Below are 25,113 nucleotides of genomic sequence, written 5' to 3' on the forward strand. Positions count from 1 at the left end.
TTCAGCCTTAAGGGAAAATGAATGGATTTGATACTCGACCTGCTCGCCACCGCCTCCCGCTGGAGCCGCAGCAACCTGTCGGAAATTGCCCTGGCGCTGGTGGGCTGTCTGCTGGTGCTGTTTGGCGCGGATATCAAAGGCTGGGTCGACGCACGCCTGGGCAGCATCGCCGGCGCCTTGCGCGTCCCGCTGATGGCCCTGCTGTGCATGATCGGCAGCGGCGTGGCGCTGATCTACGCCACCCCATGGGTCATCAAAGGCCTGAGCCAGTTCAACAACTACAGCCTGGCACCGGTGTTGCTGGTGGTACTGGTGCTGATCGGCGTCGTCGCCGACCGCCGCTGAATCTGAGCACATACAAAACATTGTGGGAGCGGGCTTGCCCGCGATAGCTGTCTAACAGTCAACATAGATGTTGAATGTTATGGCCCCATCGCGGGCAAGCCCGCTCCCACAGGTTTTGGTATTACCGTTTAGGACTGCTTTTCGAATTTCAGGTCCCACACGCCATGCCCAAGCCGTTCGCCGCGGCGTTCGAACTTGGTGATCGGGCGCTCGGCCGGGCGTGGGACGCATTTGCCGTCTTCGGCCAGGTTGCGATAACCCGGCGCGACGTTCATCACTTCCAGCATGTACTCGGCGTACGGTTCCCAGTCGGTGGCCATGTGCAGCACACCGCCGACCTTCAACTTGCTGCGCACCAGTTCAGCGAATGACGCCTGAACGATACGACGCTTGTGGTGGCGGCTCTTGTGCCACGGGTCCGGGAAAAACAGCATCAGGCGATCGAGGCTGTTATCAGCGACGCAGTGGTTGAGCACTTCGATCGCATCGCAATCATAGACCCGCAAGTTGGTCAGGCCTTGAGTCAGCACGCCATTGAGCAGCGCGCCCACACCCGGACGATGCACTTCCACGCCGATGAAATCCTGCTCCGGCGAAGCCGCGGCCATTTCCAGCAGCGAATGGCCCATGCCGAAACCGATTTCCAGGGAACGCGGCGCCGAACGGCCGAACACCTGATCGAAGTCCACCGGCGCATCGGCCAGCGGCAGCACGAACAGCGGCGTGCCTTGCTCCAGACCGCGTTGCTGGCCTTCGGTCATGCGTCCGGCGCGCATCACGAAACTCTTGATGCGGCGGTGTTGGCGCTCGTCGCCTTCTTCCGTCTGGATAGGCGTGTCGTTTGATTCAGTCATCAATGGCTCTTACTTGATCAGACCATCCAGCGGCGAGGAGGCGCTGGCATAGAGTTTTTTCGGCATGCGGCCGGCGAGGTAGGCCAGGCGGCCCGCGACGATGGCGTGTTTCATGGCTTCAGCCATCATGATCGGTTGCTGGGCATGGGCGATGGCCGAGTTCATCAGCACCGCTTCACAGCCCAATTCCATAGCAATGGTGGCGTCGGAAGCGGTACCGACACCGGCATCCACCAGCACCGGAATCTTGGCTTCTTCGAGGATGATCTGCAGGTTGTACGGGTTGCAGATCCCCAGGCCCGTGCCGATCAGACCGGCCAGCGGCATGACCGCGATAACGCCGATTTCCGCCAGTTGACGGGCGATGATCGGGTCATCACTGGTGTAAACCATTACGTCGAAGCCTTCCTTGACCAGCACTTCGGCGGCCTTGAGGGTTTCGATCACGTTGGGGAACAGGGTTTTCTGGTCGGCCAGTACTTCCAGCTTCACCAGATTGTGGCCGCCGAGCAGCTCACGGGCCAGGCGGCAAGTACGCACAGCCTCGGTCGCGTCGAAGCAACCGGCGGTGTTCGGCAGGAAAGTGTAGCGATCCGGCGACAGGACTTCGAGCAGGTTCGGTTCGCCCGGGTTCTGGCCGAGGTTGGTACGGCGCACGGCGAAAGTGACGATCTCGGCACCCGAGGCTTCGATGGCCAGGCGGGTTTCTTCCATGTCGCGGTACTTGCCGGTACCTACCAGCAAACGCGACTGGTAAGTACGACCGGCCAGGACGAAGGGCTTGTCGCTACGAACGATGCTCATGGGAAATCCTCTGTAGGGGTGAGGTTCTTGCAGAATTCTGTGCCCTTGCGGGCCGCGCGGCTAGCCGCCGCCGATGGCGTGTACCACTTCGACGCAATCGCCGTCGTTTAGCGTGGTGTCAGCGTGCTGGCTGCGCGGGACGATATCCAGATTGAGTTCGACCGCCACCCGGCGTCCGGTCAATTCCAGACGGGTCAGCAGGGCCGCAACGGTTTCACCGTCGGGCAGTTCAAGGGATTCGCCGTTCAACTGAATGCGCATACCGAATGCCGCCATCATTTTTAGGGGCTGGCATTCTAGCCCGATCAGTCTTGACGACCCAAGCCCTTAAGTCAGCCCAAGCGCCAAGCGGCAAGCCCCAAGCAAATCCAGCCCGCGAGGAACGCAAGACCACCGAAAGGCGTGACGATGCCAAGCTTGCTGACGCCGGTGATGGTCAGCAGGTACAAACTGCCGGAAAACAGCAGAATGCCAATGGCAAAGGATGCGCCAGCCCAGGTGATCAATCGACCGGGAATCTGCGTGGCCAACAGCGCGACGCCCAGCAGCGCCAGGGTGTGCACCAGCTGATAGGTGACGCCGGTATGAAAAATCGCCAGGTACTCGGGCGTCAGGCGGTTTTTCAAGCCATGGGCGGCGAACGCCCCCAGGGCAACACCGGTGAAGCCGAAAAAAGCGGCCAGCATCAGAAAGCCACGCAGCATGAAGAACTCCAGTCAGTCTCGATCCACAGGGTCTGTATAATGGCCCGCTCAACGGGTTCGGCCAAGCCATCTCTATGCTGCGTATATTTTTGCGACGATTCACAAAGGCCCTGCTCTGGTTCGCGGGCGGCAGCGTATTGCTGGTTCTGATCTTTCGCGTGGTCCCGCCACCGGGAACGGCGCTGATGGTCGAGCGCAAGGTCGAATCCTGGTTCGACGGCGAGCCCATCGACTTGCAACGCACCTGGAAGCCTTGGGATGAGATCTCTGACGACTTGAAACTCGCGGTGATTGCGGGCGAGGATCAGAAATTCCCGGAGCATTGGGGTTTTGACTTTGGGGCGATCCAGAAAGCCTTGGCCCATAACGAACTCGGTGGTTCTATTCGTGGTGCCAGCACCCTGAGCCAACAAGTCTCGAAGAATTTGTTTTTGTGGTCCGGGCGCAGCTGGCTGCGTAAAGGCCTGGAAGCCTGGTTCACCGGGTTGATCGAGGTACTCTGGCCCAAGCAGCGGATTCTTGAGGTGTACCTGAACAGCGTCGAGTGGGATGACGGGGTGTTTGGCGCGGAAGCGGCGGCCCGGCATCACTTTGGTGTGAGCGCTAAAGGACTCAGCCGTCAACAATCGAGCCTGCTGGCCGCCGTGTTACCGAACCCGCGGGTTTGGAGTGCGAGTCATCCCACCAACTATGTTGCGCGACGGGCCGGGTGGATTCGGCAGCAGATGAGTCAATTGGGGGGCGATAGCTATCTGGTTGGCATCAATGATTCGCGCCGGGCGCCTTGGGCTCAATAGTTGAACACTACTTTCTGAACGCTGAAGATCCCTGTGGGAGCGGGCTTGCCCGCGAAGGCGTTGTGTCAGTCAACACAACAGTCACAGACACACCGCTATCGCGGGCAAGCCCGCTCCCACAGGGGCCAAGGTGAAGCTAGAAACTCAGCACATACAAAAACGCCCCGATCAATGATCGGGGCGTTTTTTATTGCCAAGGCGCCAGTTAAGCGGCGATCGACAACTTGAGCTTGTTCATCGCGCTCTTCTCGAGCTGACGAATACGCTCGGCCGACACGTTGTACTTCTGCGCCAGGTCGTGCAGCGTGGCTTTTTCTTCTGCCAGCCAGCGCTGGTAGAGGATGTCACGGCTGCGGTCGTCCAGCACTTCCAGCGCTTCGTGCAGGTTGTGGTTGGAGTTGTCGCTCCAATCGGCATCTTCCAGTTGACGGGCCGGGTCGTACCGGTGGTCTTCCAGATAGTTGGCCGGCGACTGGAAAGCACTGTCGTCGTCCGCTTCCGCGGCCGGGTCGAAGGCCATGTCATGGCCGGTCAGGCGACTTTCCATCTCGCGCACTTCCCGCGGCTCTACGCCAAGGCTTTCCGCCACACGGTGGACTTCCTCGTTGTTCAGCCACGCCAGACGTTTCTTCTGGCTGCGCAGGTTGAAGAACAGCTTGCGCTGGGCCTTGGTGGTCGCGACTTTCACAATGCGCCAGTTGCGCAGGATGAACTCGTGGATTTCCGCCTTGATCCAGTGCACGGCGAACGAAACCAGACGCACGCCCATTTCCGGGTTGAAGCGCTTCACTGCCTTCATCAGGCCGACGTTGCCTTCCTGGATCAGGTCAGCCTGAGCCAGACCGTAGCCGGAATAGCTACGGGCGATATGTACAACAAAACGCAGGTGGGCGAGCACCATCTGCCGAGCCGCCCCCAAATCCTGCTCATAATAGAGACTCTCGGCCAGTTCACGCTCCTGCTCCGGCGTCAGCAATGGAATGCTGTTCACGGTGTGCACATAGGCCTCCAGGTTCGCACCCGGGACCAGAGCATATGCAGGTTGCAAAGAATTGGTCATACGAAAAAACCTCCGACTTACATAACTCGTGCAGTTCAGCACTGCGAAAATTGACCGGAAACCGATAGACAAGTTCCCAAAAACGCTGAAAGGTCAATACGAGCAAAATGACATTACTTGGGTGCAAGCTCCCGCAGGTGGCGAGCGACTGCAATCCATGCACCGATATACCCCAACAGCACCGCGCCAAGCAAGAGCGACAGACCATCGGCAACTGGCACACCAGCCAGCGCAAAATCACTGCCGTACAAACCGGCCAGGCCAACCACTGCATCGTTCAGCCAATCCAGGCCAAACGCCAATACACCCCAGGAAAGTATCCCCGCACCAAAGCCATATAGCGCGCCCATGTACAGAAAAGGCCTGCGCACATAGCTGTCAGTGCCGCCCACGAGTTTAATCACTTCTATCTCTGTGCGGCGGTTTTCAATATGAAGACGAATGGTATTGCCTATCACCAAAAGTAATGCAGAAACCAGCAGCACGGTCAGACCGAAGACAAAACGGTCGCCCAGCTTGAGGATGGCGGCCAGACGCTCGACCCAGACTAGATCAAGTTGAGCCTGTTGCACCTTCGGCAACTCGGAAAGTTTTTGTCTTAATGCTTCAAGGGCCGGCTTGTCGACCTCGTTCGGCGTCACCAGGACCACGCCCGGCAGCGGGTTTTCCGGCAACTCCTTAAGCGCCTCGCCCAGACCGGACTGCTGCTGGAACTCTTCCAGTGCCTGATCGCGGCCGACGTATTCAGCCTCCGCGACACCCGGCATGCCTTTGATCTGCTCGCGCAGCGCCTCGCCTTCAGCAGGGCTGGCTTCGATTTGCAGGTACAGGGAAATCTGCGCCGCACGCTGCCAGGATCCGCCGAGACGCTCGACGTTACTTAGCAAAAGTGACAGGCCCATGGGCAAGCTCAGTGCAACCGCCATCACCATGCAGGTGAAAAAGCTGCCGATGGGTTGCTTGCCCAGGCGGCGCAAGCTGTCGACCAGACTGGCGCGATGGCTTTCGACCCAGGCGCGGAACAACGTGGCGAAGTCCGGACCGTCGTCATCGTCGCGTTTTTTCTTCTGCGGCTGCGGATCGGCGGCCTTCGGCGCTACGCGCTCGGACACCTTGGGGCTGCGTGTCGCACTCATACGCCGGCCTCCCCGTCGCCGATCAATCGGCCGCGTTGCAGGGTCAACATGCGGTGACGCATACGGGCGATCAGTGCCAGGTCGTGACTGGCGATCAGCACGCTGGTGCCCAGGCGGTTGATGTCTTCGAACACGCCCATGATTTCGGCGGCCAGGCGCGGGTCGAGGTTACCGGTCGGTTCGTCTGCCAGCAGCAAGGCCGGGCGGTGAACGATGGCGCGGGCGATGCCGACGCGCTGTTGCTGACCGGTGGACAGGTCGCCGGGGTACAGATCGGTCTTGTCCGAGAGCGCCACGCGCTCCAGGGCCGAGTCCACACGCTTGACGATCTCGGCCTTCGACAGGCCGAGGATCTGCAGCGGCAGCGCGACGTTGTTGAACACCGTGCGATCGAACAGCAACTGGTGATTCTGGAACACCACACCGATTTGCCGGCGCAGATAAGGAATCTGCGCGTTGCTGATGGTGGCGAGGTCCTGGCCGGCCAGCAGCAATTTGCCGGTGGTCGGACGCTCCATCGCCAGCAGCAGCCGCAACAAGGTGCTTTTACCGGCGCCGGAATGGCCGGTGACAAACAAGAATTCGCCCCGACGGACTCGAAAGCTCAGCTCATGCAAGCCGACGTGACCGTTCGGGTAGCGTTTACCGACCTGTTCGAAACGAATCATGAACGCTCCCGCTCGGCAAACAGTGCCTGGACAAAGGGTTCTGCTTCAAAAGTACGCAAGTCATCGATGCCTTCACCGACGCCGATGTAGCGAATCGGCAAGCCAAACTGCTTGGCCAGGGCGAAAATCACCCCGCCCTTGGCGGTGCCGTCAAGCTTGGTCAGCGCCAGGCCGGTCAGTTCGACGGTCTGGTTGAACTGTTTGGCCTGGTTGATCGCGTTCTGCCCTGTACCGGCATCGAGCACCAACAGCACCTCGTGCGGTGCGTCGGCGTCGAGCTTACTGATGACCCGGCGGACCTTTTTCAGTTCTTCCATCAGGTTGTCTTTGGTGTGCAGGCGACCGGCGGTGTCGGCGATCAGCACATCGATGCCACGGGCCTTGGCGGCTTGCACGGCGTCGAAGATAACCGAAGCCGAGTCGGCGCCGGTGTGCTGGGCGATGACCGGGATCTTGTTGCGCTCGCCCCAGACCTGCAATTGCTCGACTGCGGCGGCACGGAAGGTATCACCGGCCGCGAGCATGACTTTCTTGCCTTCGAGCTGCAGCTTCTTCGCCAGCTTGCCGATGGTGGTGGTCTTGCCGGCGCCGTTGACGCCAACCACCAGAATCACGAACGGCTTGTTCTGCGAGGTGATTTTCAGTGGTTGCTCGACGGGCTTGAGCATAGCCGCCAGCTCGGCTTGCAGGGACTTGTAGAGCGCATCGGCATCGGCCAGTTCTTTACGGGCGACTTTCTGCGTCAGGCGCTGAATGATCACGGACGTGGCTTCGACGCCCACGTCGGCGGTCAGCAGACGGGTTTCGATGTCTTCGAGCAGCTCGTCATCGATGATCTTCTTGCCCAGGAACAGGCTGGCCATGCCTTCGCCGATACTGGCGCTGGTCTTGGACAGGCCTTGCTTGAGGCGGGCGAAGAAACCGGCTTTGGTTTCTTCGGTGCGCGCAGGCTCGACCGGGGTTTCGACGGGAGCGACAGGCGCGGCAACAACCGGAGCGATGACCGGTGCAGGTGCAGGTGCAGGCTCGGGCGCTTGAACAACTGGGGCAGTGGGAGCAACCGGAGCAACAAACGCAGGAGCCACTGGCTCCGGAACAACCGGCGCTGGCTCGGCCACAACCACCGGTGCGACCACCGGTTCAACCACTGGCGGCCGAACCGGCTCAGGGCTGAACGCCGTCGGGGCGGGGATCGGTGGCGTAACGTGCGGCGCCAGCTCATCTTCGACCAATGCCACCGGCTCTTCCGCCACCGGCAAGGTCAGCCATGGCTCGGCGACAGGGGTCAGCGGCGCCTGGGTCACGGCTTCGGCGATCACATCGGGTTCAGCCTCGACCCGCGGTTGCAACACCGGCTCGGCGATCGGCATGACAATCGGTGCCGGCTCTTCTTCTATTACCGGCGCCGGGACTGGCTCAGGAAGTGGCTGTGGCTGTTCGACGACGGGTTCCTGCGGCTTTTTGCGCAGCCATCCGAACAGGCTTTTCTTCTCGCCAGCCGCAGCTGGGTTCTTCTTGTCGTCGTTGGAACCAAACATGGAGGACGGCTATCTCACGGTAGCGACGCGCCAACAGGCGCCTCGGCAAATAAATATTCGATGCAGAACAGACTGCGATTGACCCAGCTTGTTCACGCGCAACATTTTGTCGGAGTGCAAACGGCACCCTGCAAAAACGATTTCACGAAGGACTGGAGCGGCAAAATCGGCGAAAAAGCAGAGTTTAGTTGATAAACCACAGCTTTCTGCCGCAAACCCATTCAACCTGATCAAACGCAAAGGCCTGATAGGCGTGGCCGCCAGTAAAACGGATCAGTATCCTAGCACCCTCTCGCCCGCCGACGCTAAGACCAAGCGGGCAGCCCCAAAGGTTTAAAAACGAATGAATGCTTTAGCCCGCCGCGCTGCAGGCCTGCTGCTCAGCACAGTTTGTCTGCCCCTCTCGGCCCTGGCTGCCGATCCACAACCCACCCACGAATTCACCCTCGATAACGGCTTGAAGGTCGTCGTGCGCGAAGACCATCGGGCGCCGGTGGTGGTTTCCCAGGTCTGGTACAAGGTCGGCTCCAGCTACGAGACCCCGGGCCAGACCGGTTTGTCCCACGCCCTGGAACACATGATGTTCAAGGGCAGCGAGAAAGTCGGGCCCGGCGAAGCGTCGCTGATCCTGCGCGACCTCGGCGCCGAAGAGAACGCCTTCACCAGCGACGACTTCACCGCTTACTACCAGGTGCTGGCCCGTGATCGCCTGGGCGTGGCCTTCGAGCTGGAAGCCGACCGCATGGCCAGCCTGCGCCTGCCACCTGACGAGTTCGCTCGCGAAATCGAAGTCATTAAAGAAGAGCGTCGCCTGCGCACGGACGACAAGCCGATGTCCAAGGCCTACGAACGCTTCAAGGCCATGGCCTACCCGGCCAGCGGCTACCACACGCCAACCATCGGCTGGATGGCTGACCTGGACCGCATGAAGGTCGAGGAACTGCGCCACTGGTATGAATCCTGGTACGTGCCGAACAACGCGACCCTGGTGGTGGTCGGCGACGTGACCCCGGACGAAGTCAAAACCCTGGCCCAGCGCTACTTTGGCCCGATCGCCAAGCGTGACGTACCGCCCGCGAAAATCCCGGTGGAACTGGCCGAGCCCGGCGAACGGCAGATCACCCTGCACGTACAGACCCAACTGCCAAGCCTGATGCTGGCCTTCAACGTGCCGAGCATCGCCACCGCTGAAGACAAGCGCCCGGTGCACGCCTTGCGCCTGATCTCGGCCCTGCTTGACGGCGGCTACAGCGGACGCATCCCGACGCAACTGGAGCGCGGCGAAGAGCTGGTGTCCGGTGGCTCGTCGAGCTACGACGCCTACACCCGTGGCGACAGTCTGTTCACCCTGTCGGCGACACCGAACACCCAGAAGAAGAAAACCATGGCGCAGGCCGAAGCCGGTCTGTGGAAGCTGCTGGAACAGCTGAAAACCACCGCGCCGTCCGCCGAAGAACTGGAACGCGTGCGCGCGCAGGTCATTGCCGGCCTGGTCTACGAGCGTGACTCGATCACCAGCCAGGCCACCGCGATCGGCCAACTGGAAACCGTCGGCCTGTCCTGGAAACTGATGGACACCGAACTCGCCGAACTGGAAAGCGTGACCCCGCAAGACATCCAGAACGCCGCCAAGCTGTATTTCACCCGCGAACGTCTCAGCGTCGCCCATGTACTGCCACTGGAGACGACTCATGAGTGAGCGTAAAAAACCACGTCTGGCCCTGATCGGCCTGATCGCTGTCGCACTGATCGGCTCCGCTGCCTTCTATCTGTCGAAAAGCGACGATTCCAAGGCCAGCGAAGCCCTCGACAAGGCCAAGGCCAGCCAGAAGCTGCAATCGCTGGCAGAACTCGACGGCAAAGCGCCGAGCCGTCGCAGCCTGGACGTACAGAGCTGGAACACCGCCGAAGGCGCGAAAGTGTTGTTCGTCGAAGCTCGCGAGCTGCCGATGTTCGATCTGCGCCTGATCTTCGCCGCCGGCAGCAGCCAGGACGGCGATGCACCGGGCCTGGCCCTGCTGACCAACGCCATGCTCAACGAAGGGGTGGCCGGCAAGGATGTGGGCGCCATTGCCCAAGGGTTCGAAGGGCTGGGAGCCGACTTCAGCAACGGCGCATTCAAGGACATGGCGCTGGCTTCCCTGCGCAGCCTCAGCGCCGCGGACAAACGTGAACCGGCGCTGAAACTGTTCTCCGAAGTGGTCGGCAAACCGACCTTCCCGGCCGATTCGTTCGCGCGCATCAAGAACCAGATGCTCGCCGGCTTCGAATACCAGAAGCAGAACCCTGGCAAGCTGGCCAGCCTGGAACTGATGAACCGCTTGTACGGCGATCACCCTTACGCGCATTCCAGCGACGGCACGGCGAAAACCGTTCCAGCGATCACCGTGGCGCAAATGCGGGCCTTCCATGAGAAAGCCTACGCCGCCGGCAACGTGGTGATTGCACTGGTGGGCGACCTGTCCCGTGCCGAGGCCGAAGCGATTGCCGCCCAAGTCTCCAGCGCGCTGCCAAAAGGCCCGGCGCTGGCTAAACTCGCGCAACCGGAAGAACCGAAAGCCAGCATCGGCCACATCGAGTTCCCGTCCAAGCAGACCAACCTGATGCTTGCGCAACTGGGCATCGACCGTGACGATCCGGACTACGCCGCCCTGTCCATGGGCAACCAGATCCTCGGCGGCGGTGGTTTCGGTACTCGACTGATGAGCGAAGTGCGTGAAAAGCGTGGCTTGGCGTATGGCGTGTACTCGGGCTTCACCCCGATGCAGGCGCGCGGTCCGTTCATGATCAACCTGCAAACCCGCGCCGAAATGAGCGAAGGCACCTTGAAGCTGGTGCAGGACGTGCTCGCCGACTACCTTAAAACCGGCCCGACCGAAAAAGAACTCGACGACGCCAAGCGCGAACTGGCCGGCAGCTTCCCGCTGTCCACCGCCAGCAACGCCGATATCGTCGGTCAACTCGGCGCCATGGGTTTCTACAACCTGCCGTTGAGCTATCTGGAAGACTTCATGCAACAGTCCCAGAGCCTGACCGTCGAGCAAGTCAGAACCGCACTGAACAAACACTTGAGCACGGACAAAATGGTCATCGTCAGCGCTGGCCCGACCGTGCCGCAAAAGCCGTTACCGGCCCCATCTGATAAACCTGCCGAGCAGCCACTCGGGGTTCCGGAGCATTAATGGCCAGTCCATCGCGTCCTAAAAAACCCGTTCACAACGTACACAACGGTGTGAACCAACTGCGCATCATCGGTGGTGAATGGCGCAGCCGAAAGCTGAGCTTCCCCGATGCGCCGGGCCTGCGCCCGACGCCGGACCGGGTGCGTGAAACCCTGTTCAACTGGCTTGCGCCGTACATCGCCGGGGCCAAGGTGCTTGATCCATTCGCCGGCAGCGGCGCGTTGTTCCTCGAGGCGTTGTCCCGTGGCGCCGCGATGGGCCAGGCGCTGGACGCCAGCAACATCGCAGTGTCCAGCATCAAGGAACACCTGGGCACGTTGCGCTGCACCACCGGTCAGATCCAGACCGCCGATGCGTTGCGCTACCTGGAAACCCAGACTGCCTCCGCTTACGACCTGGTGTTCCTCGATCCGCCGTTCAACCAAAACCTGCTGCCCGCCGTCTGCGCGCTGCTGGAAGAGCGTCAATGGCTGGCGGACGAGGCCTGGATCTACACTGAAAGCGAAAACGCGCCATCGACCCTCGGCCTGCCAGGCAACTGGCGCCTGCACCGTGAGCAGAAATCCGGGCGCGTCTACTACTCGTTGTGGCAACGTATGGCAGAGATCGCCGGTTAATCGACCGGCCTGAACAAGGCGCGCACCTCAGCCGAGGTGCGCGCCGCTGCATCGAGAGTAATCGTGTCCCATCCGCCAGAACGCTTCACCCCCGCCTTCGGCCTCGGCAACCCGCACTTACAGACGTTGTGGGGACCGCTATGGCGCAAAACCACACACATTGAACGTCAGCGAGAACGCTTGTGGCTTGAGGATGGTGACTTCCTCGACCTCGACTGGCACGGCCCGCACAGCGCCAATGCGCCGTTGGTGCTGGTGCTGCACGGCCTGACCGGCTCATCGAATTCGCCTTATGTGGCCGGCGTACAAAAAACGCTGGGCGCCCAAGGCTGGGCGAGCGTTGCATTGAACTGGCGCGGCTGCTCGGGCGAACCCAATCTGCTGGCGCGCAGCTACCATTCTGGTGCCAGTGAAGACCTCGCCGAAGCCATCAAACACCTGCGTTCCAAACGCCCATTGGCGCCGCTGTATGCCGTCGGTTATTCCCTGGGCGGCAATGTCCTGCTCAAGCATTTGGGCGAGACCGGCAGTGACAGTGGCGTGCTCGGTGCAGTGGCGGTGTCGGTGCCGTTTCGCCTCGATCACTGCGCCGACCGCATTGGCCAGGGGTTTTCCAAGGTCTATCAGGCGCACTTCATGCGCGAGATGCTGGCCTACATCAAGAACAAGCAGCGGCAGTTCCAGCATGACGGGCGTGAGGATGGGCTGGCGGCATTGGCCGCGTTGGGTTCGCTGGAAAACATGCGCACGTTCTGGGATTTCGACGGCCGGGTGACGGCGCCGCTGAACGGTTTCGTCGACGCCGAGGATTATTATCGCCGCGCCTCGAGTCGCTATTTCCTCGGCGAGATCCGTACGCCGACGCTGATCATTCAGGCGGCAGACGATCCTTTCGTCTTTCCCCACAGCCTGCCGCACGCCGACGAACTGTCCGCCTGCACCCAATTTGAACTGCAAGCCAAAGGCGGACATGTCGGCTTCGTCGATGGCACGTTCCGACAACCGGGCTACTACCTGGAACGGCGCATTCCGCAGTGGCTGGCCGCCACCCGTCGCGAGTCAGGCCATGGACGCTGACCAGGGCGAGTCGATCCGTTTCTGGCAAACGGCGCCGTTGGCCGGGGTCGAATTATTGTCGGCGCGCTACATCGAGCACCGTTTCGCGCCCCATGTGCATGACGGCTATGTGATCGGCATGATCATGGCCGGAGCCCAGCGTTATCGCTATCGCGGGGCCGAGCATTTGGCGGGGAGCGGCACGCTGGTGCTGATCAACCCCGATGAGTTGCACACCGGCCACAAAGGCACGGAAGACGGTTGGTTGTACCGGGCGTTTTACCCCGACAGCAGTCAGATTCTGTCGTTGCTGGCGGAACTGGAACTGCCGACCGACAACTTGCCGATGTTTGGCGCAACGCTGTATCGCGACCCGGATCTGGTGAAGGGTTTCTGCCAACTGCATCACCTGCTGGAAAATCCGTCGACGGCCTTGCAACAGCAAACGGTGTGGCGGGAAATGATGCTGTTGCTGCTACAACGTCACGCGGCCGTACCGATCGCCGGCAAACCCGGCAAGGAACACCGCGCCGTGAGCCTGGCCAAGGACTTGCTGCATGCGCAACTGGCGGCGCCACCGTCTCTGGAAGAACTGGCGGCGGCGGTGAACCTCTCGCCCTTCCACTTCGCCCGGGTGTTCCGCCGCGCCACCGGCATGCCACCGCACACCTGGCTGATGCAGCAGCGTATCGCCCGGGCACGGGCGTTGTTACAGGGCGGTTGTTTACCGCTGGAAGTGGCCATGCAATTGGGCTTTGCCGACCAGAGTCATCTGAGCCGGCAGTTCAAGCAGGTTTACGGGGTTGGGCCGGGGGCGTATCGCAGTGCCCGGCAATTACCCCGAAGTTGAGGCCGCTCCCACATTGGTTCAGTGTTTATTCGCCGATGGCGATGCCGCGCGCGGGATCGTTGATCCACTCGCTCCACGACCCGGCATACAACGCGCCCAACGGATAACCCGCCAGGCACAGGGCAAACAGGTTGTGGCAAGCCGTCACACCCGAGCCGCAATACGCCACCAGATCGTTCGGCGAGCGGTCACCGAGCTTCGCCGCAAAGCGCTGCTTGAGCTGATCAGCCGGCAGAAAACGCCCGTCGCTGCCCAGGTTTTCGGTGAACGCCGCACATTGCGCACCGGGAATATGCCCGGCAATCGGATCGATCGGCTCCACTTCGCCCTTGAAGCGCGGCAAGGCACGAGCATCGATCAAGGTCAGCGCAGGCTGGTTGAGACGTTGTGCGAGCTGTTCGGCACTCAAGATCAGCGCGTTGTCCGGGGTCCCGGTAAACGTGCCACGTTCGATGTGCGGCGCATCGAGGCTCAGCGGCAAACCCGCCGCGTGCCAGGCCTTGAGCCCGCCATCGAGGATGAACACGCCGTCACGCTTGCCCAGCCAGGCCAGCAGCCACCAGGCCCGCGCCGCGTAGGCACCCGGACCGTCGTCGTACAAAATCACCTCGCTGTCGGCGTTGATGCCCCAGGCTTGCAGGCGCTCGATCAGGTCTTCGGGTTCAGGCAACGGATGGCGCCCGGTCACGCCCTTGACCACGGTCCCGCTCAAATCACGCTCAAGATCGGCAAAGCTCGACCCGGCGATATGCCCTTCGGCATAGCTGCGCTGACCGTAGTCCGGGTCTTCGAGGGCAAAACGACAATCCAGAATCACCCGCCCGGGCGCGTCCTTTTTCAAGTCCAACGCTTGCGGGCTGATCAATTGCGCTATGGGCATAACGGGCTCCTGTGATTAAGGCGATGCTTGATCCTACTGCACTTTCTATCCCACTTCTTCCAGGGCCTGGGCCAACGGCACGTAAAACTCTTCGAACAGCGCGTTGACCGCATCGCGCGCTTGATCCGTGACAAACCCGGCTTCAAGCACCAGCACCTGATACACCCCACGTTTGATCGCCTGTTCGCTCAGGTGACGGGAGTTTTCCCGCGTGGTGCACAGAAAGCGCACCCAGGACGTGAGGATGATCCAGGCATTGAGGGTCAGGGATTCGATCTGGACCTTGTCCATTTGCAGGATCCCGGCCTCGACGAAGCCGGCGTAGATGTGCGTGCCATGGATCAGGCAGCGCTGGGAAAAGCGTCGATAGCGGGCGGCCAGTTCCGGATCGCTGTCGAGCAAGTGCTCAAGATCGCGATGCAAAAACCGGTAGCGCCACATCGCGGCCAGCAATTCCTGGAGGTAGAAACGCTTGTCTTCAACCGTGGCGGCGCGGCCCTGGGGTGGGCGCAGGAAGCTGTCCACCAGGCTTTCGTACTCACTGAACAGCACGGCGATGATCGCCTGCTTGTTAGGGAAGTGGTAGTACAGGTTGCCCGGGGAAATTTCCATGTGGGCAGCAATGTGGTTGGTGCTGATGCTGCGCTCGCCCTGCTGATTGAACAGCTCCAGGCTGTTCTGCACGATGCGCTCGCTGGTTTTGATCCTGGGGGCCATGGCTTGGGCTTTAATTCAGAGTGCGTTGACGGCATCTTACGGCCTATCCGCGAACGGATAAAACAAAGCTGCGCCAGGATGCCATTTGACTTTTTAGAGCATAGACTCTAAAAAGTCCCCATTATAATAAATCCGGAGCCTACCATGACTGCTGACATCGCCTACCTGCAAAACCTGCAGCAGCCACTGGAAGAACTCCAAACCCTGTTCGAAGCCCAGCGCACAGCCTATGCCGCCAACCCGATGCCGCCGGCAGCCCAGCGCCAGCAATGGCTCAAAGCGTTGCGGGAGATGTTGAGCAATGAACGCCAGCCACTGATCGAGGCGATCAGCCAGGACTTCAGCCACCGCAGTGCCGATGAAACCCTGCTCGCCGAACTGATGCCCAGCCTGCACGGCATTCATTACGCCAGCCAGCACCTCAAAGGCTGGATGAAAGCTTCGCGGCGCAAGGTCGGCCTCGCCTTCCAACCCGCCTCGGCCAAAGTCGTTTACCAACCGCTGGGTGTGGTCGGGGTGATTGTGCCGTGGAACTACCCGCTGTACCTGGCCATCGGCCCATTGGTAGGCGCGTTGTCGGCGGGCAATCGGGTGATGCTTAAACTCAGCGAGTCCACCCCCGCCACCGGCTTATTGCTCAAGGAACTGCTGGGCCGGATCTTTCCCCAGGACCTGGTCTGCGTGGTGCTCGGCGAGGCCGATATCGGCGTGGCGTTCTCCCGCTTGCGTTTCGATCACCTGCTGTTCACGGGCGCCACCAGCATCGGTAAGCATGTGATGCGCGCGGCGGCCGAGAACCTGACGCCGGTCACCCTCGAACTGGGTGGCAAGTCCCCGGCCATCGTTTCACGCGATGTGCCGCTCAAGGATGCCGCCGAACGCATCGCGTTCGGCAAGACCCTCAACGCCGGGCAAACCTGCGTGGCCCCGGACTACGTGCTGGTGCCGGAAGACCGCGTCGGTTCTTTCGTCGAGGCCTATCGCCAGGCGGTTCGCGGGTTTTATCCGACACTGGCCGACAACCCGGACTACACCGCCATCATCAATGACCGACAACTGGCGCGACTCAACGGCTACCTCAGCGACGCCACCAGCAAGGGCGCCCTGCTGATTCCGCTGTTCGATCAGGGTCAGGGCCGGCGCATGGGTCATAGCCTGCTGCTCAACGTCAGCGACGACATGACGGTGATGCAGGACGAAATCTTCGGCCCGTTGCTGCCGATCGTCCCATACAAGGACCTGGATCAGGCGTTTGCCTACATCAACCAACGCCCTCGCCCGCTGGCGCTGTATTACTTCGGCTACGACAAACGCGAGCAAAACCGCGTGCTCCATGAAACCCATTCCGGTGGCGTGTGCCTGAACGACACGCTGCTGCATGTCGCGCAGGACGACATGCCATTCGGCGGCATCGGCGCCTCGGGCATGGGCCATTACCACGGCCACGAAGGTTTCCTGACCTTCAGCAAGGCCAAAGGCGTGCTGATCAAACAGCGCTTCAACGCCGCGAAGCTGATCTATCCGCCGTACGGCAAAGCCATTCAGAAACTGATCCAGAAGCTGTTTATCCGCTAACGATCACCCTTCGGGTAATAACAATAATGAGCCCAAGCCTGTCCGATACACCCGCGTTGTCACGGCGCGGCCTGCTTAAATTCAGCCTCGGCGCCAGTGCATTTCTGGCCACGGCCGGTTTGGGCGCGAGCCTCAGCGGCTGCTCATCAAGCATCCCGGCCAGCGGTTTTGCGATTCTGCGCAGCGCTGACCTGTTGTTTCTGCGGGCGTTGATCCCGGTGATGCTCGACGGCGCCGTGGCGGCCGAAAAGATGCCGTCGGCCGTCGGAGAAACCCTGCATTGCCTGGATATCGCGCTGAATCATCTGTCGCCGGAAATGCTCAAGCTGACCCAGCAATTGTTCGACGTACTGGGGATGGCCGTGACGCGCGGGCCACTGACCGGGATTTGGGGCAGTTGGGAAAACGCCAGTCCCGATGAGGTCCGACACTTTCTCGATCGCTGGGAAAACAGCTCGCTGAGCCTGCTGCGCATGGGCCACAGCTCGCTGCAGCAACTGGTGATGATGGCCTGGTACAGCCGCGCGGAATCGTGGGCGCATTGCGGGTATCCCGGGCCGCCAACGGTTTAAGACCGTGGCGACCCTATCGCGGGCAAGCCTCGCTCCTACAGGGGTTGAGGTGATTCTGTAGGAGCAAGGCTTGCCCGCGAAGGCGTCAGTCGCCCCACCACTGCATCCAAAACATAACAACAAGAGAGCCTGAACATGCCCGTACCCGATCCGTTCCGCGAAGGCCTGGCCCGTGGCTGGAAAACCTACAACGGTTCGCACCTGACCCAGGACCTGGCCCTCGAAGCGGACGTGGCGATCATCGGCAGCGGTGCCGGCGGCGGAACCACCGCCGAAATTCTCAGCGCCGCCGGCTATAAGGTGTTGCTGATCGAGGAAGGCCCGCTCAAGACCAGCAGCGACTTCAAGCTGCTCGAAGACCAGGCCTACACCAGCCTCTATCAGGAAGGCATCGGCCGCATGAGCAAGGACGGCGCGATCACCATCCTCCAGGGCCGTGCGGTGGGCGGCACCACGCTGATCAACTGGACTTCAAGCTTCCGCACGCCAGAGCCGACCCTCGAGCACTGGGCCAAGGAGCACAACGTCAAAGGTCACACCCCGGCCGAGATGGCGCCCTGGTTCGAGAAAATGGAACAGCGCCTGGGCGTCGCCCCGTGGTTGGTCCCGCCCAACGCCAACAACGATGTGATCCGCAAAGGCTGCGAAAAACTCGGCTATGCCTGGCACGTGATCCCGCGCAACGTGCGTGGCTGCTGGAACCTCGGTTACTGCGGCATGGGTTGCCCGACCAACGCCAAGCAATCGATGCTGGTGACGACCATTCCGGCGACGCTGGAAAAGGGTGGTGAGCTGCTCTATCTGGCCCGCGCCGAAAAGCTCTCGCTCAAGGACGGCAAAGTGACCGGCCTGCAATGCGTAGCGATGGATGAGCGCTGCGTCGCTCCCACGGGCAAGACCATTACGGTCAAGGCCCGGCATTACGTGCTGGCCGGTGGCGGGATCAACAGCCCGGCGCTGCTGTTGCGCTCCGAGGCGCCCGATCCGCACAAACGGCTGGGAAAACGGACCTTCCTGCATTTGGTCAACATGTCTGCCGGGCTGTTTGACGAGGTGATCAACCCGTTCTACGGCGCACCGCAGTCGATCTATTCCGACCATTTCCAATGGCAGGACGGCACCACCGGCAAGATGTCCTACAAATTGGAGGTGCCGCCGCTACACCCGGCGTTGGCCACGACCCTGCTGGGTGGCTTCGGCAAGGAAAACGCGCAACACATGGAACACTTGCCCCACACCCACGCCATGCTGGCCTTGCTGCGAGACGGTTTTCACCCGGACAGCCCCGGCGGCAGCGTGGAGCTGCGCGGAGATGGCACACCGGTGCTCGATTACCAGGTTTCACCCTACGCCTGGGACGGGTTGCGCCGAGCGTTCCACAGCATGGCCGAGATCCAGTTCGCCGGTGGCGCCAATGCAGTCATGCCGATGCACGCTGATGCTCGCTACGTGAAAACCCTGGCCGAAGCACGCACGCTGATCGACGGTTTGAGCCTTGAGTTGTACCGCACCCGCCTGGGCAGTGCGCACGTGATGGGCGGTTGTGCGATGGGCGAAGACCCGAAAAATGCCGTGACCGACAGCCTCGGCCGGTATCATCAGTTGGCGAATCTGTCGATTCACGACGGGTCGCTGTTCCCCACCAGCATTGGCGCAAACCCGCAATTGTCGGTCTACGGGCTGACGGCGCAATTGGCAACTTCCTTGGCTGAACGTTTGAAAAATCCATGAAAACGGAGAATATTCGTATCGTCTATAGTGCTTTCTTACCCAAAAGGCGACTTGGCCGACCGGGAAGGCTGCGATACCATCCGACTCCCCAACGGACTCCCGCCAGGACGACGCGATGAACCGAGTGTTGTACCCAGGTACCTTCGACCCTATTACCAAGGGCCATGGCGACTTGGTCGAACGCGCCGCGCGCCTGTTCGATCACGTGATCATTGCCGTCGCCGCCAGCCCGAAGAAAAACCCGTTGTTTCCCCTGGAACAGCGAGTGGCGCTGGCCCGCGAGGTCACTAAACATTTGCCGAACGTTGAAGTCGTCGGCTTCTCGACGCTGTTGGCGCACTTTGCCAAAGAGAAGAACGCCAACGTGTTCCTGCGTGGTTTGCGCGCGGTGTCGGACTTCGAATACGAATTCCAGCTGGCGAACATGAACCGCCAACTGGCGCCGGATGTGGAAAGCCTGTTTCTTACACCGTCCGAGCGTTATTCGTTCATTTCCTCGACGCTGGTGCGTGAAATCGCAGCCCTGGGTGGTGATATCACCAAGTTTGTCCACCCGGCGGTGGCGGACGCGCTGACCGAGCGCTTCAAGAAGTAACGACCGCTAAAGCGGCGCCCGCGTGCACTGCGGGCGCCAATGCGGCACAATTGTGCGCATTGGTTTATTACGCCCGGGCCCGCCGCCCCGGCTGGAGTTAGCATGTCCCTGATCATCACCGACGATTGCATCAACTGCGACGTCTGCGAACCCGAGTGCCCGAACGCCGCCATTTCCCAGGGCGAAGAGATCTACGTGATCGACCCGAACCTGTGCACACAGTGTGTCGGCCACTACGACGAACCTCAGTGCCAGCAAGTGTGCCCGGTGGATTGCATTCCGCTGGACGAGGCGCATCCGGAAACTGAAGAACAGTTGATGGCGAAGTACCGGATCATTACCGGCAAGGCTTGATTCATTTGGCGCCTGTGAGGACGCCTTCGCGGGCAAGCCTCGCTCCTACAGGATGTGCGCAACATTCGCGCATCACCCGTAGGAGCGAGGCTTGCCCGCGAAGCTTTTAAGGCTTCACTCCCGCTGCTCAAACCCCTCGCCGATACACCCCAGACACCGCACAAATGCCGCTTTCGCCGGATCAACCACCAGCGCCTGCCCTGCATCGCCTACGCCGCCACCCAATGCGGTAAACGGCAACGACACGATGAACGCCCCGGCACCGATCACCGTCGCTGCGACCAACAACGGTCGGGCAATCAGCAAGTCGCCGAGCATGGCGTACGCCGGGGGATTCTGGATGGTGTAACGCGGGTCGCCGCTGCCGCTGTTTGCCGCCAGCGCGGGTGCACCGACGCTCAGCAGCAGCGTAACGGCAAGGGCTCGAAACAGGTTCATGGCACGGTCCTTCGGCTAGGCAGTGGGAACACTGACTATAGACCTATGCGCCTCAGCTCTGACAGCGCGGGCAAAAGACGCTGGCGCGCTGCCCGAGTTTCACTTCCCGCAGCTCCGTCCCACAAACCTTGCAAGGCTCGGCGCCGCGGCCGTAGACGAACAGTTCCTGTTGGAAATACCCCGGCTGACCGTCACCGCCGATAAAGTCCCGCAACGTCGTGCCGCCGCGTTCGATGGCCGCCGCCAAAATGCGCTTGATCTCGATGGCCAGTTTCAGGTATCGCCCTCGGGAAATGCTCTTGGCCTCCCGGCGCGGGTCGATACCGGCAGCAAACAGCGCTTCGGTGGCGTAGATATTACCGACGCCCACCACCACCGCGTTGTCCATTATGAACGGCTTGACCGCCATCGATCGCCCACGGGACTGCTGGAACAAACGGTCACCGTCGAACAAGTCGGTCAACGGCTCCGGCCCCAGGCGAATCAGCAGTTCATGGTTCAGCGGATCGAGGCTCCAGAGCATCGCCCCGAACCGTCGCGGGTCGGTGTAGCGCAGGGCCAGGCCGGATTCCAGTTCGATGTCGACGTGCTCATGCTTGGCGGCCGGCAGGCCGACTTCCACCAGACGCAAATTCCCTGACATGCCCAAATGACTGATCAGCGTGCCGACCTCGGCATTGATCAACAGGTACTTGGCGCGCCGCTCCACCAGCACAATCCGCTGACCCGATAGCCGAACATCCAGGTCCTCGGGAATCGGCCAGCGCAGGCGCCGGTCGCGCACGATCACCCGGCTGACGCGCTGGCCTTCCAGGTGCGGTGCGATCCCGCGACGGGTGGTTTCGACTTCTGGCAGTTCAGGCATGGTGCTCTCGAATCAGGCTGTCCGGCACTCAGCGGTGAGCGCCGAGGTCGCGGATCGTTTGTTTGAGGGTCTCGAAGTCGTAGTCCGACAGACCGATGTAATCGAGCACCAATGGCGCGATGCTATTCCATTCGTGGTCTTCTTTCTGGTTGCCCAGAACCCGGTACGACGCACAAATATGCTCGGCCATCTTCAGGATCGCCAGCAGGTTCTTCAGCTGGCTGTTGCGCGACGATTCATCGCTGAAAATCGCCTGGGCATTATGGTGATTGGCGATGGCCGTGCTCACATGCTCCGGCAGGCGCCAGGATTTGGCCGTGTAATACCCGACCACCGCATGGTTGGTATTGAACACCCGGTTCTCGGTGTCGACCACCCGGCATTCGGCACTGGCGCTGGCATAGGCCTCTTCCAGTACGGTCATGTAGTTGGGGAACCGCTGGAGCATCAGCGGCACGCCGCAATCGTGGAACAGGCCCAGCGCGTACGCTTCGTCGCCGGCCTGGACACCGATGCGCTTGGCCAGGGTCAGGCAGGTCATCGCCACGTCCTGAGCGGTGTCCCAGAAACGGTTCAAGGTGACGATGGTGTCGTCATTCATTTCGCCCTTGATCGACTGCGCGTTGATCAGATTGATGATCGAACGGCTGCCCAGCAGGTTCACCGCACGCTGAATCGAGGCGATCTTGTTGCTCAAGCCGTAATACGGCGAGTTGACGATTTTCAACAAGGCGCCAGAGAGGCCCGGGTCCTGGGAGATCAGCTTGGCGATCACCTCCAGATCCGGGTCGGGCATGTACTGCTCCATCTGCAAATCCACCATGATCTGCGGCTGGGCCGGCACGCTGATGCCTTGCAGGGACTGTTGAATCTGTTCGGTGGTCAGCTCTTGGGACATAGGTACACACTCTGGGTCAGGCGCAGATTCTAACCGTTATAAAGTTGGATCCGACACCTTGGCCGGCACATCGCATGAAGTTTCATTGTCGGCGTGGTATTCGAAATGGCCTTCAGCGTTTCATCGCCCACCCAGCCCGCCACAAGCCTCAACACGCTATACTCCCGCTCTTTTTTCCGGAGCGACGTCATGTCCCTGCCTAGCCTGCGCCTCAAAGCCAACGCCGACCGTCGCCTGCGAAACGGCCACTTGTGGGTCTACAGCAACGAAATCGATGTAGCCGCCACCCCGTTGCACGGCTTCAAGGCCGGTGACCAGGCGATCCTCGAAGCCGCCAGCGGCAAGCCGCTGGGCATCGTCGCCATGAGCCCGAACAACCTGATCTGCGCGCGCCTGCTGTCGCGCGACATCAAGTTGCCGCTGGACAAGTCGCTGCTGGTGCATCGCCTGAACGTCGCCCTGTCCCTGCGCGATCGCCTGTTCGACAAGCCGTTCTATCGTTTGGTCTACGGTGATTCCGACCTGCTGCCAGGCCTGGTGGTCGACCGTTTCGGCGACATCCTGGTGGTGCAGATCGCTTCGGCGACCATGGAAGCCCACAAAGAAGACGTGATCGCGGCGCTGACTCAAGTGCTCAAGCCAAGCGGCATTCTGTTCAAGAACGACTCCGCTGCCCGTGATGCCGAAGGCCTCAACCGCTACGTCGAAACCGTGTTCGGCCTGGTGCCGGAGTGGGTTGCGCTGGAAGAGAACGGCGTGAAATTCGAAGCACCGGTCATCCAGGGTCAGAAAACCGGCTGGTTCTACGACCACCGCATGAACCGCGCACGCCTGGCGCCGTATGCCAAAGGCAAACGCGTGCTCGACCTGTACAGCTACATCGGCGGCTGGGGCGTGCAAGCCGCCGCGTTCGGCGCCAGTGAAGTGTTCTGCGTCGACGCATCGGCCTTCGCCCTCGACGGCGTCGAGCGCAATGCCGCGCTGAACGGCTTCGCCGACAAAATGACCTGCATCGAAGGCGACGTGTTCGAAGCCCTCAAAGAATTGAAAGCCAGCGAAGAACGCTTCGACGTGATCGTGGCCGATCCACCGGCGTTCATCAAACGCAAGAAAGACATGAAAAACGGTGAAGGCGCCTACCGTCGCCTCAACGAGCAAGCCATGCGCCTGCTCAGCAAGGACGGCATCCTGATCAGCGCGTCGTGCTCGATGCACCTGCCGGAAGACGATCTGCAAAACATCCTGCTGACCAGCGCCCGTCACCTGGACCGCAACATCCAGATGCTCGAACGCGGCGGCCAAGGCCCGGATCACCCGGTGCACCCGGCGATTGCTGAAACCCGCTACATCAAGAGCATCACCTGCCGCCTGCTGCCAAACAGCTAAGCACCGCCTGTTTGTAGGAGCGAGGCAGCTCGCTCCTACAACAGATTCAGAAGGGCCCGTCCCCCTCGGCATTGACTTCCCCCCTCTTAAAATCAATCCTCGGTCCCCCCTCATGGATCGAGAGCTTATTGATGACTCACGTCATACCCGCCAAAGAAAAATCGTCGCTCACCGTGTTATTGATGGCCATGACGCTGCTGGGTGTTTTCCCGCTGGACGTGGTGCTCCCGTCCTTTCCCGCGCTGTCTGACTACTTCCGGACCTCGCCGTCCGACATTGCCCTTTCTGTCAGCATGTTCGCCATTGGCCTCGCGCTATCCGTGGTACTTGTGGGGCCGCTGTCGGATTTATGGGGGCGCAGGAACCTCTTGCTGACCGGTATCGCCATCTCGATGCTCGGTGCGACAGGTTGTCTGGTTTCCAGCGACTACAGCTGGTTTCTGTTTTTTCGCGTGATCCAGGCGGTTGGCTGCGGATCCTTTGTGCTGTCACAGGCGCTGATTCAGGATTTGTTCGTCGGAAAGGAACAGGAGCGAATCAGAATCTGGATGACAACCGGCAGCGGTGTGTTCATTTCCATATCGCCGCTGCTTGGAACCTGGCTGCAATTACATCTGGGCTGGGAAGGCAGCTTCTACGCCTTTCTCGCATTGGCAGCCATTGTCGGGATAAAGGCTGGCGTCTTGCTCAAGGAAACCCCGCGCAGTCGTAACGCGTCGCCCGGTCGCTTTTTCAGTGCCTACTGGCGACTGTGTTCCGACCTCCGTTTCATGGGCTATTGGCTTATTTCCGGACTGGCCTTTGCCTGCCATTTTTCATTTATCGTCATTTCACCCATCATTTTCATGGAGCGACTCGCCCTTTCACCTTACGAATTTGCCTGGGCATTGTTGCTGTACGGCGTGGCCTACGTGGTCGGAGGGATCGTTGCCAGCGCGCTGCATCGGCGTCTGCCGGCTAACTCGCAGATCGTTATCGGCCTGGGACTGATCGCACTGTCGGGGGTGGTCATGCTGTGGCTGGCAAATCAATTCGGGCTCACTGCTGCTGGAGTTTTGATCCCCATGCTCATTTGTACCGCTGGCACCACCATTGCCAGGCCTATCGCCAATTCCAAAGCCATGACCCTCCATCCACAGGACGCCGGTACGTCCTCCTCGGTCGGCGGTGTGATGATCTTTATGTGCGGCGGCGTGATCAGCGTGGTGATCAATCTTGCGTCCGAAGACCTCTCCACGGCCCTCTCCTTATGTTTCTTGACCCTGAGCGCCGTGGGCCTGGGTTTGAACGCGCTGATCATGCAGCGAAATCTGGCACTGAACGTGAGCTGATTCACGCCGGTTGTCATCCAGCACACGCCGTCGGTACTGGATCAACGCTTCCCGGCATTCCCTCCTGCCGCCAGCCGTGTAGAATCGCGACATTCATCGCCAGTCATCCCCCGGCGGGTTTATGAGCTCAAGCTGAAGCGCGCGGCGATCCCGCAAAGTT

General features: G+C 60.9%; 27 protein-coding genes. 14 read left to right on the forward strand and 13 right to left on the reverse strand.

The window, feature by feature from the left end; all coding sequences use genetic code 11:
• The first annotated feature begins 21 nt into the window (after nt 1–21).
• A complete protein-coding gene (locus tag ACA057_RS29630) occupies nt 22–345 on the forward strand; it encodes a DUF3392 domain-containing protein (RefSeq protein WP_401354189.1) in 324 nt (107 codons plus the stop codon).
• Nucleotides 346–473: 128 nt separating this feature from the next.
• Here the strand turns inward: ACA057_RS29630 and trmB are convergent, their stop codons facing one another.
• The 4 genes from trmB to ACA057_RS29650 form a co-directional block, all read right to left on the reverse strand.
• Nucleotides 474–1,199: a tRNA (guanosine(46)-N7)-methyltransferase TrmB gene (gene trmB, locus ACA057_RS29635; protein WP_497344459.1), complete on the reverse strand. Its 726-nt coding sequence runs from the start codon at nt 1,197–1,199 to the stop codon at nt 474–476.
• A gap of 9 nt (nt 1,200–1,208) precedes the next feature.
• Entirely contained in the window at nt 1,209–2,003 is a 795-nt protein-coding gene (locus ACA057_RS29640) for a thiazole synthase (protein WP_008068101.1), read from the reverse strand.
• A gap of 60 nt (nt 2,004–2,063) precedes the next feature.
• Nucleotides 2,064–2,264 carry a sulfur carrier protein ThiS gene (gene thiS, locus ACA057_RS29645; protein WP_161807490.1) on the reverse strand — a complete coding sequence of 67 codons (201 nt, stop codon included), beginning with the start codon at nt 2,262–2,264 and terminating at the stop codon, nt 2,064–2,066.
• 71 nt (nt 2,265–2,335) lie between these two features.
• Complete coding sequence (locus ACA057_RS29650; RefSeq protein WP_090178577.1) at nt 2,336–2,707, reverse strand: DUF423 domain-containing protein; 372 nt, start codon at nt 2,705–2,707, stop codon at nt 2,336–2,338.
• 74 nt (nt 2,708–2,781) lie between these two features.
• On the opposite strand from ACA057_RS29650, the gene mtgA reads away from it, so the two are divergent.
• Nucleotides 2,782–3,504, forward strand: coding sequence for a monofunctional biosynthetic peptidoglycan transglycosylase (gene mtgA, locus ACA057_RS29655; RefSeq protein ID WP_497344462.1), 723 nt, complete (start codon nt 2,782–2,784; stop codon nt 3,502–3,504).
• 205 nt (nt 3,505–3,709) lie between these two features.
• Here mtgA and rpoH read toward each other — a convergent pair whose 3' ends face one another.
• The 4 genes from rpoH to ftsY all read right to left on the reverse strand — a co-directional run bounded on the left by rpoH (nt 3,710) and on the right by ftsY (nt 7,906).
• A complete protein-coding gene (rpoH, locus tag ACA057_RS29660) occupies nt 3,710–4,564 on the reverse strand; it encodes an RNA polymerase sigma factor RpoH (RefSeq protein ID WP_007897890.1) in 855 nt (284 codons plus the stop codon).
• A gap of 113 nt (nt 4,565–4,677) precedes the next feature.
• The gene (ftsX, locus tag ACA057_RS29665) at nt 4,678–5,700 is read right to left on the reverse strand and encodes a permease-like cell division protein FtsX (RefSeq protein WP_497344464.1); all 1,023 of its coding nucleotides are present in this window, start codon (nt 5,698–5,700) and stop codon (nt 4,678–4,680) included.
• Complete coding sequence (gene ftsE, locus ACA057_RS29670) at nt 5,697–6,368, reverse strand: cell division ATP-binding protein FtsE (protein ID WP_010466809.1); 672 nt, start codon at nt 6,366–6,368, stop codon at nt 5,697–5,699. The genes ftsX and ftsE overlap by 4 nt, the downstream gene beginning before the upstream one ends.
• Nucleotides 6,365–7,906, reverse strand: coding sequence for a signal recognition particle-docking protein FtsY (gene ftsY / locus ACA057_RS29675; RefSeq protein WP_497344466.1), 1,542 nt, complete (start codon nt 7,904–7,906; stop codon nt 6,365–6,367). The genes ftsE and ftsY overlap by 4 nt, the downstream gene beginning before the upstream one ends.
• A 343-nt stretch (nt 7,907–8,249) precedes the next feature.
• Here ftsY and ACA057_RS29680 point away from each other — a divergent pair, with 343 nt between their 5' ends.
• From ACA057_RS29680 to ACA057_RS29700, 5 genes are all read left to right on the forward strand, one after another.
• Nucleotides 8,250–9,605 carry a M16 family metallopeptidase gene (locus tag ACA057_RS29680; RefSeq protein WP_401354205.1) on the forward strand — a complete coding sequence of 452 codons (1,356 nt, stop codon included), beginning with the start codon at nt 8,250–8,252 and terminating at the stop codon, nt 9,603–9,605.
• Nucleotides 9,598–11,088 carry a M16 family metallopeptidase gene (locus ACA057_RS29685; RefSeq protein WP_497344468.1) on the forward strand — a complete coding sequence of 497 codons (1,491 nt, stop codon included), beginning with the start codon at nt 9,598–9,600 and terminating at the stop codon, nt 11,086–11,088. Before ACA057_RS29680 ends, ACA057_RS29685 begins: the two co-directional genes overlap by 8 nt.
• The gene (rsmD, locus tag ACA057_RS29690) at nt 11,088–11,705 is read left to right on the forward strand and encodes a 16S rRNA (guanine(966)-N(2))-methyltransferase RsmD (protein ID WP_497344470.1); all 618 of its coding nucleotides are present in this window, start codon (nt 11,088–11,090) and stop codon (nt 11,703–11,705) included. The genes ACA057_RS29685 and rsmD overlap by 1 nt, the downstream gene beginning before the upstream one ends.
• 63 nt (nt 11,706–11,768) lie before the next feature.
• Nucleotides 11,769–12,782, forward strand: a complete 1,014-nt coding sequence (locus ACA057_RS29695) for a hydrolase (protein ID WP_497344472.1) — start codon at nt 11,769–11,771, stop codon at nt 12,780–12,782.
• Nucleotides 12,772–13,611 carry an AraC family transcriptional regulator gene (locus ACA057_RS29700; protein WP_497344474.1) on the forward strand — a complete coding sequence of 280 codons (840 nt, stop codon included), beginning with the start codon at nt 12,772–12,774 and terminating at the stop codon, nt 13,609–13,611. The genes ACA057_RS29695 and ACA057_RS29700 overlap by 11 nt, the downstream gene beginning before the upstream one ends.
• 25 nt (nt 13,612–13,636) lie before the next feature.
• Here the strand turns inward: ACA057_RS29700 and ACA057_RS29705 are convergent, their stop codons facing one another.
• Entirely contained in the window at nt 13,637–14,491 is an 855-nt protein-coding gene (locus tag ACA057_RS29705) for a sulfurtransferase (RefSeq protein WP_497344476.1), read from the reverse strand.
• Between the two features lie 45 nt (nt 14,492–14,536).
• Nucleotides 14,537–15,208, reverse strand: a complete 672-nt coding sequence (locus tag ACA057_RS29710) for a TetR/AcrR family transcriptional regulator (protein ID WP_497344478.1) — start codon at nt 15,206–15,208, stop codon at nt 14,537–14,539.
• Between the two features lie 144 nt (nt 15,209–15,352).
• Between ACA057_RS29710 and ACA057_RS29715 the strand changes: the two genes are divergently transcribed.
• From ACA057_RS29715 to ACA057_RS29735, 5 genes are all read left to right on the forward strand, one after another.
• Nucleotides 15,353–16,783, forward strand: coding sequence for a coniferyl aldehyde dehydrogenase (locus tag ACA057_RS29715; protein ID WP_497344480.1), 1,431 nt, complete (start codon nt 15,353–15,355; stop codon nt 16,781–16,783).
• 26 nt (nt 16,784–16,809) lie between these two features.
• Nucleotides 16,810–17,355 carry a twin-arginine translocation pathway signal protein gene (locus tag ACA057_RS29720; RefSeq protein ID WP_497344482.1) on the forward strand — a complete coding sequence of 182 codons (546 nt, stop codon included), beginning with the start codon at nt 16,810–16,812 and terminating at the stop codon, nt 17,353–17,355.
• Between the two features lie 135 nt (nt 17,356–17,490).
• On the forward strand, nt 17,491–19,086 hold the full coding sequence (locus ACA057_RS29725; protein ID WP_497344484.1) for a GMC family oxidoreductase: 1,596 nt from the start codon (nt 17,491–17,493) through the stop codon (nt 19,084–19,086).
• A gap of 115 nt (nt 19,087–19,201) precedes the next feature.
• Entirely contained in the window at nt 19,202–19,681 is a 480-nt protein-coding gene (gene coaD, locus ACA057_RS29730) for a pantetheine-phosphate adenylyltransferase (protein WP_109635631.1), read from the forward strand.
• Between the two features lie 102 nt (nt 19,682–19,783).
• Entirely contained in the window at nt 19,784–20,035 is a 252-nt protein-coding gene (locus ACA057_RS29735) for a YfhL family 4Fe-4S dicluster ferredoxin (protein WP_010466792.1), read from the forward strand.
• Between the two features lie 114 nt (nt 20,036–20,149).
• On the opposite strand, the gene ACA057_RS29740 is transcribed toward ACA057_RS29735, so the two are convergent.
• Genes ACA057_RS29740 through ACA057_RS29750 form a run of 3 tightly spaced genes read right to left on the reverse strand, consistent with a single transcriptional unit; the run spans nt 20,150 to nt 22,182 of the window.
• Nucleotides 20,150–20,473: a multidrug transporter gene (locus ACA057_RS29740; RefSeq protein WP_497344486.1), complete on the reverse strand. Its 324-nt coding sequence runs from the start codon at nt 20,471–20,473 to the stop codon at nt 20,150–20,152.
• Nucleotides 20,474–20,525: 52 nt separating this feature from the next.
• Nucleotides 20,526–21,338, reverse strand: coding sequence for a bifunctional DNA-formamidopyrimidine glycosylase/DNA-(apurinic or apyrimidinic site) lyase (gene mutM, locus ACA057_RS29745; protein WP_059407317.1), 813 nt, complete (start codon nt 21,336–21,338; stop codon nt 20,526–20,528).
• Between the two features lie 28 nt (nt 21,339–21,366).
• Nucleotides 21,367–22,182 (reverse strand): HDOD domain-containing protein, encoded by an 816-nt coding sequence (locus tag ACA057_RS29750; RefSeq protein WP_497350052.1) that lies wholly within the window; start codon nt 22,180–22,182, stop codon nt 21,367–21,369.
• A 243-nt stretch (nt 22,183–22,425) separates the two neighbouring features.
• Here ACA057_RS29750 and ACA057_RS29755 point away from each other — a divergent pair, with 243 nt between their 5' ends.
• Together ACA057_RS29755 and ACA057_RS29760 are read left to right on the forward strand one after the other, a co-directional pair.
• On the forward strand, nt 22,426–23,622 hold the full coding sequence (locus ACA057_RS29755; protein ID WP_497344489.1) for a class I SAM-dependent rRNA methyltransferase: 1,197 nt from the start codon (nt 22,426–22,428) through the stop codon (nt 23,620–23,622).
• Nucleotides 23,623–23,753: 131 nt separating this feature from the next.
• Entirely contained in the window at nt 23,754–24,953 is a 1,200-nt protein-coding gene (locus ACA057_RS29760) for an MFS transporter (protein WP_497344491.1), read from the forward strand.
• The last annotated feature ends 160 nt before the right edge of the window (nt 24,954–25,113 follow it).

Source organism: Pseudomonas sp. LBUM1661 (assembly GCF_059695925.1).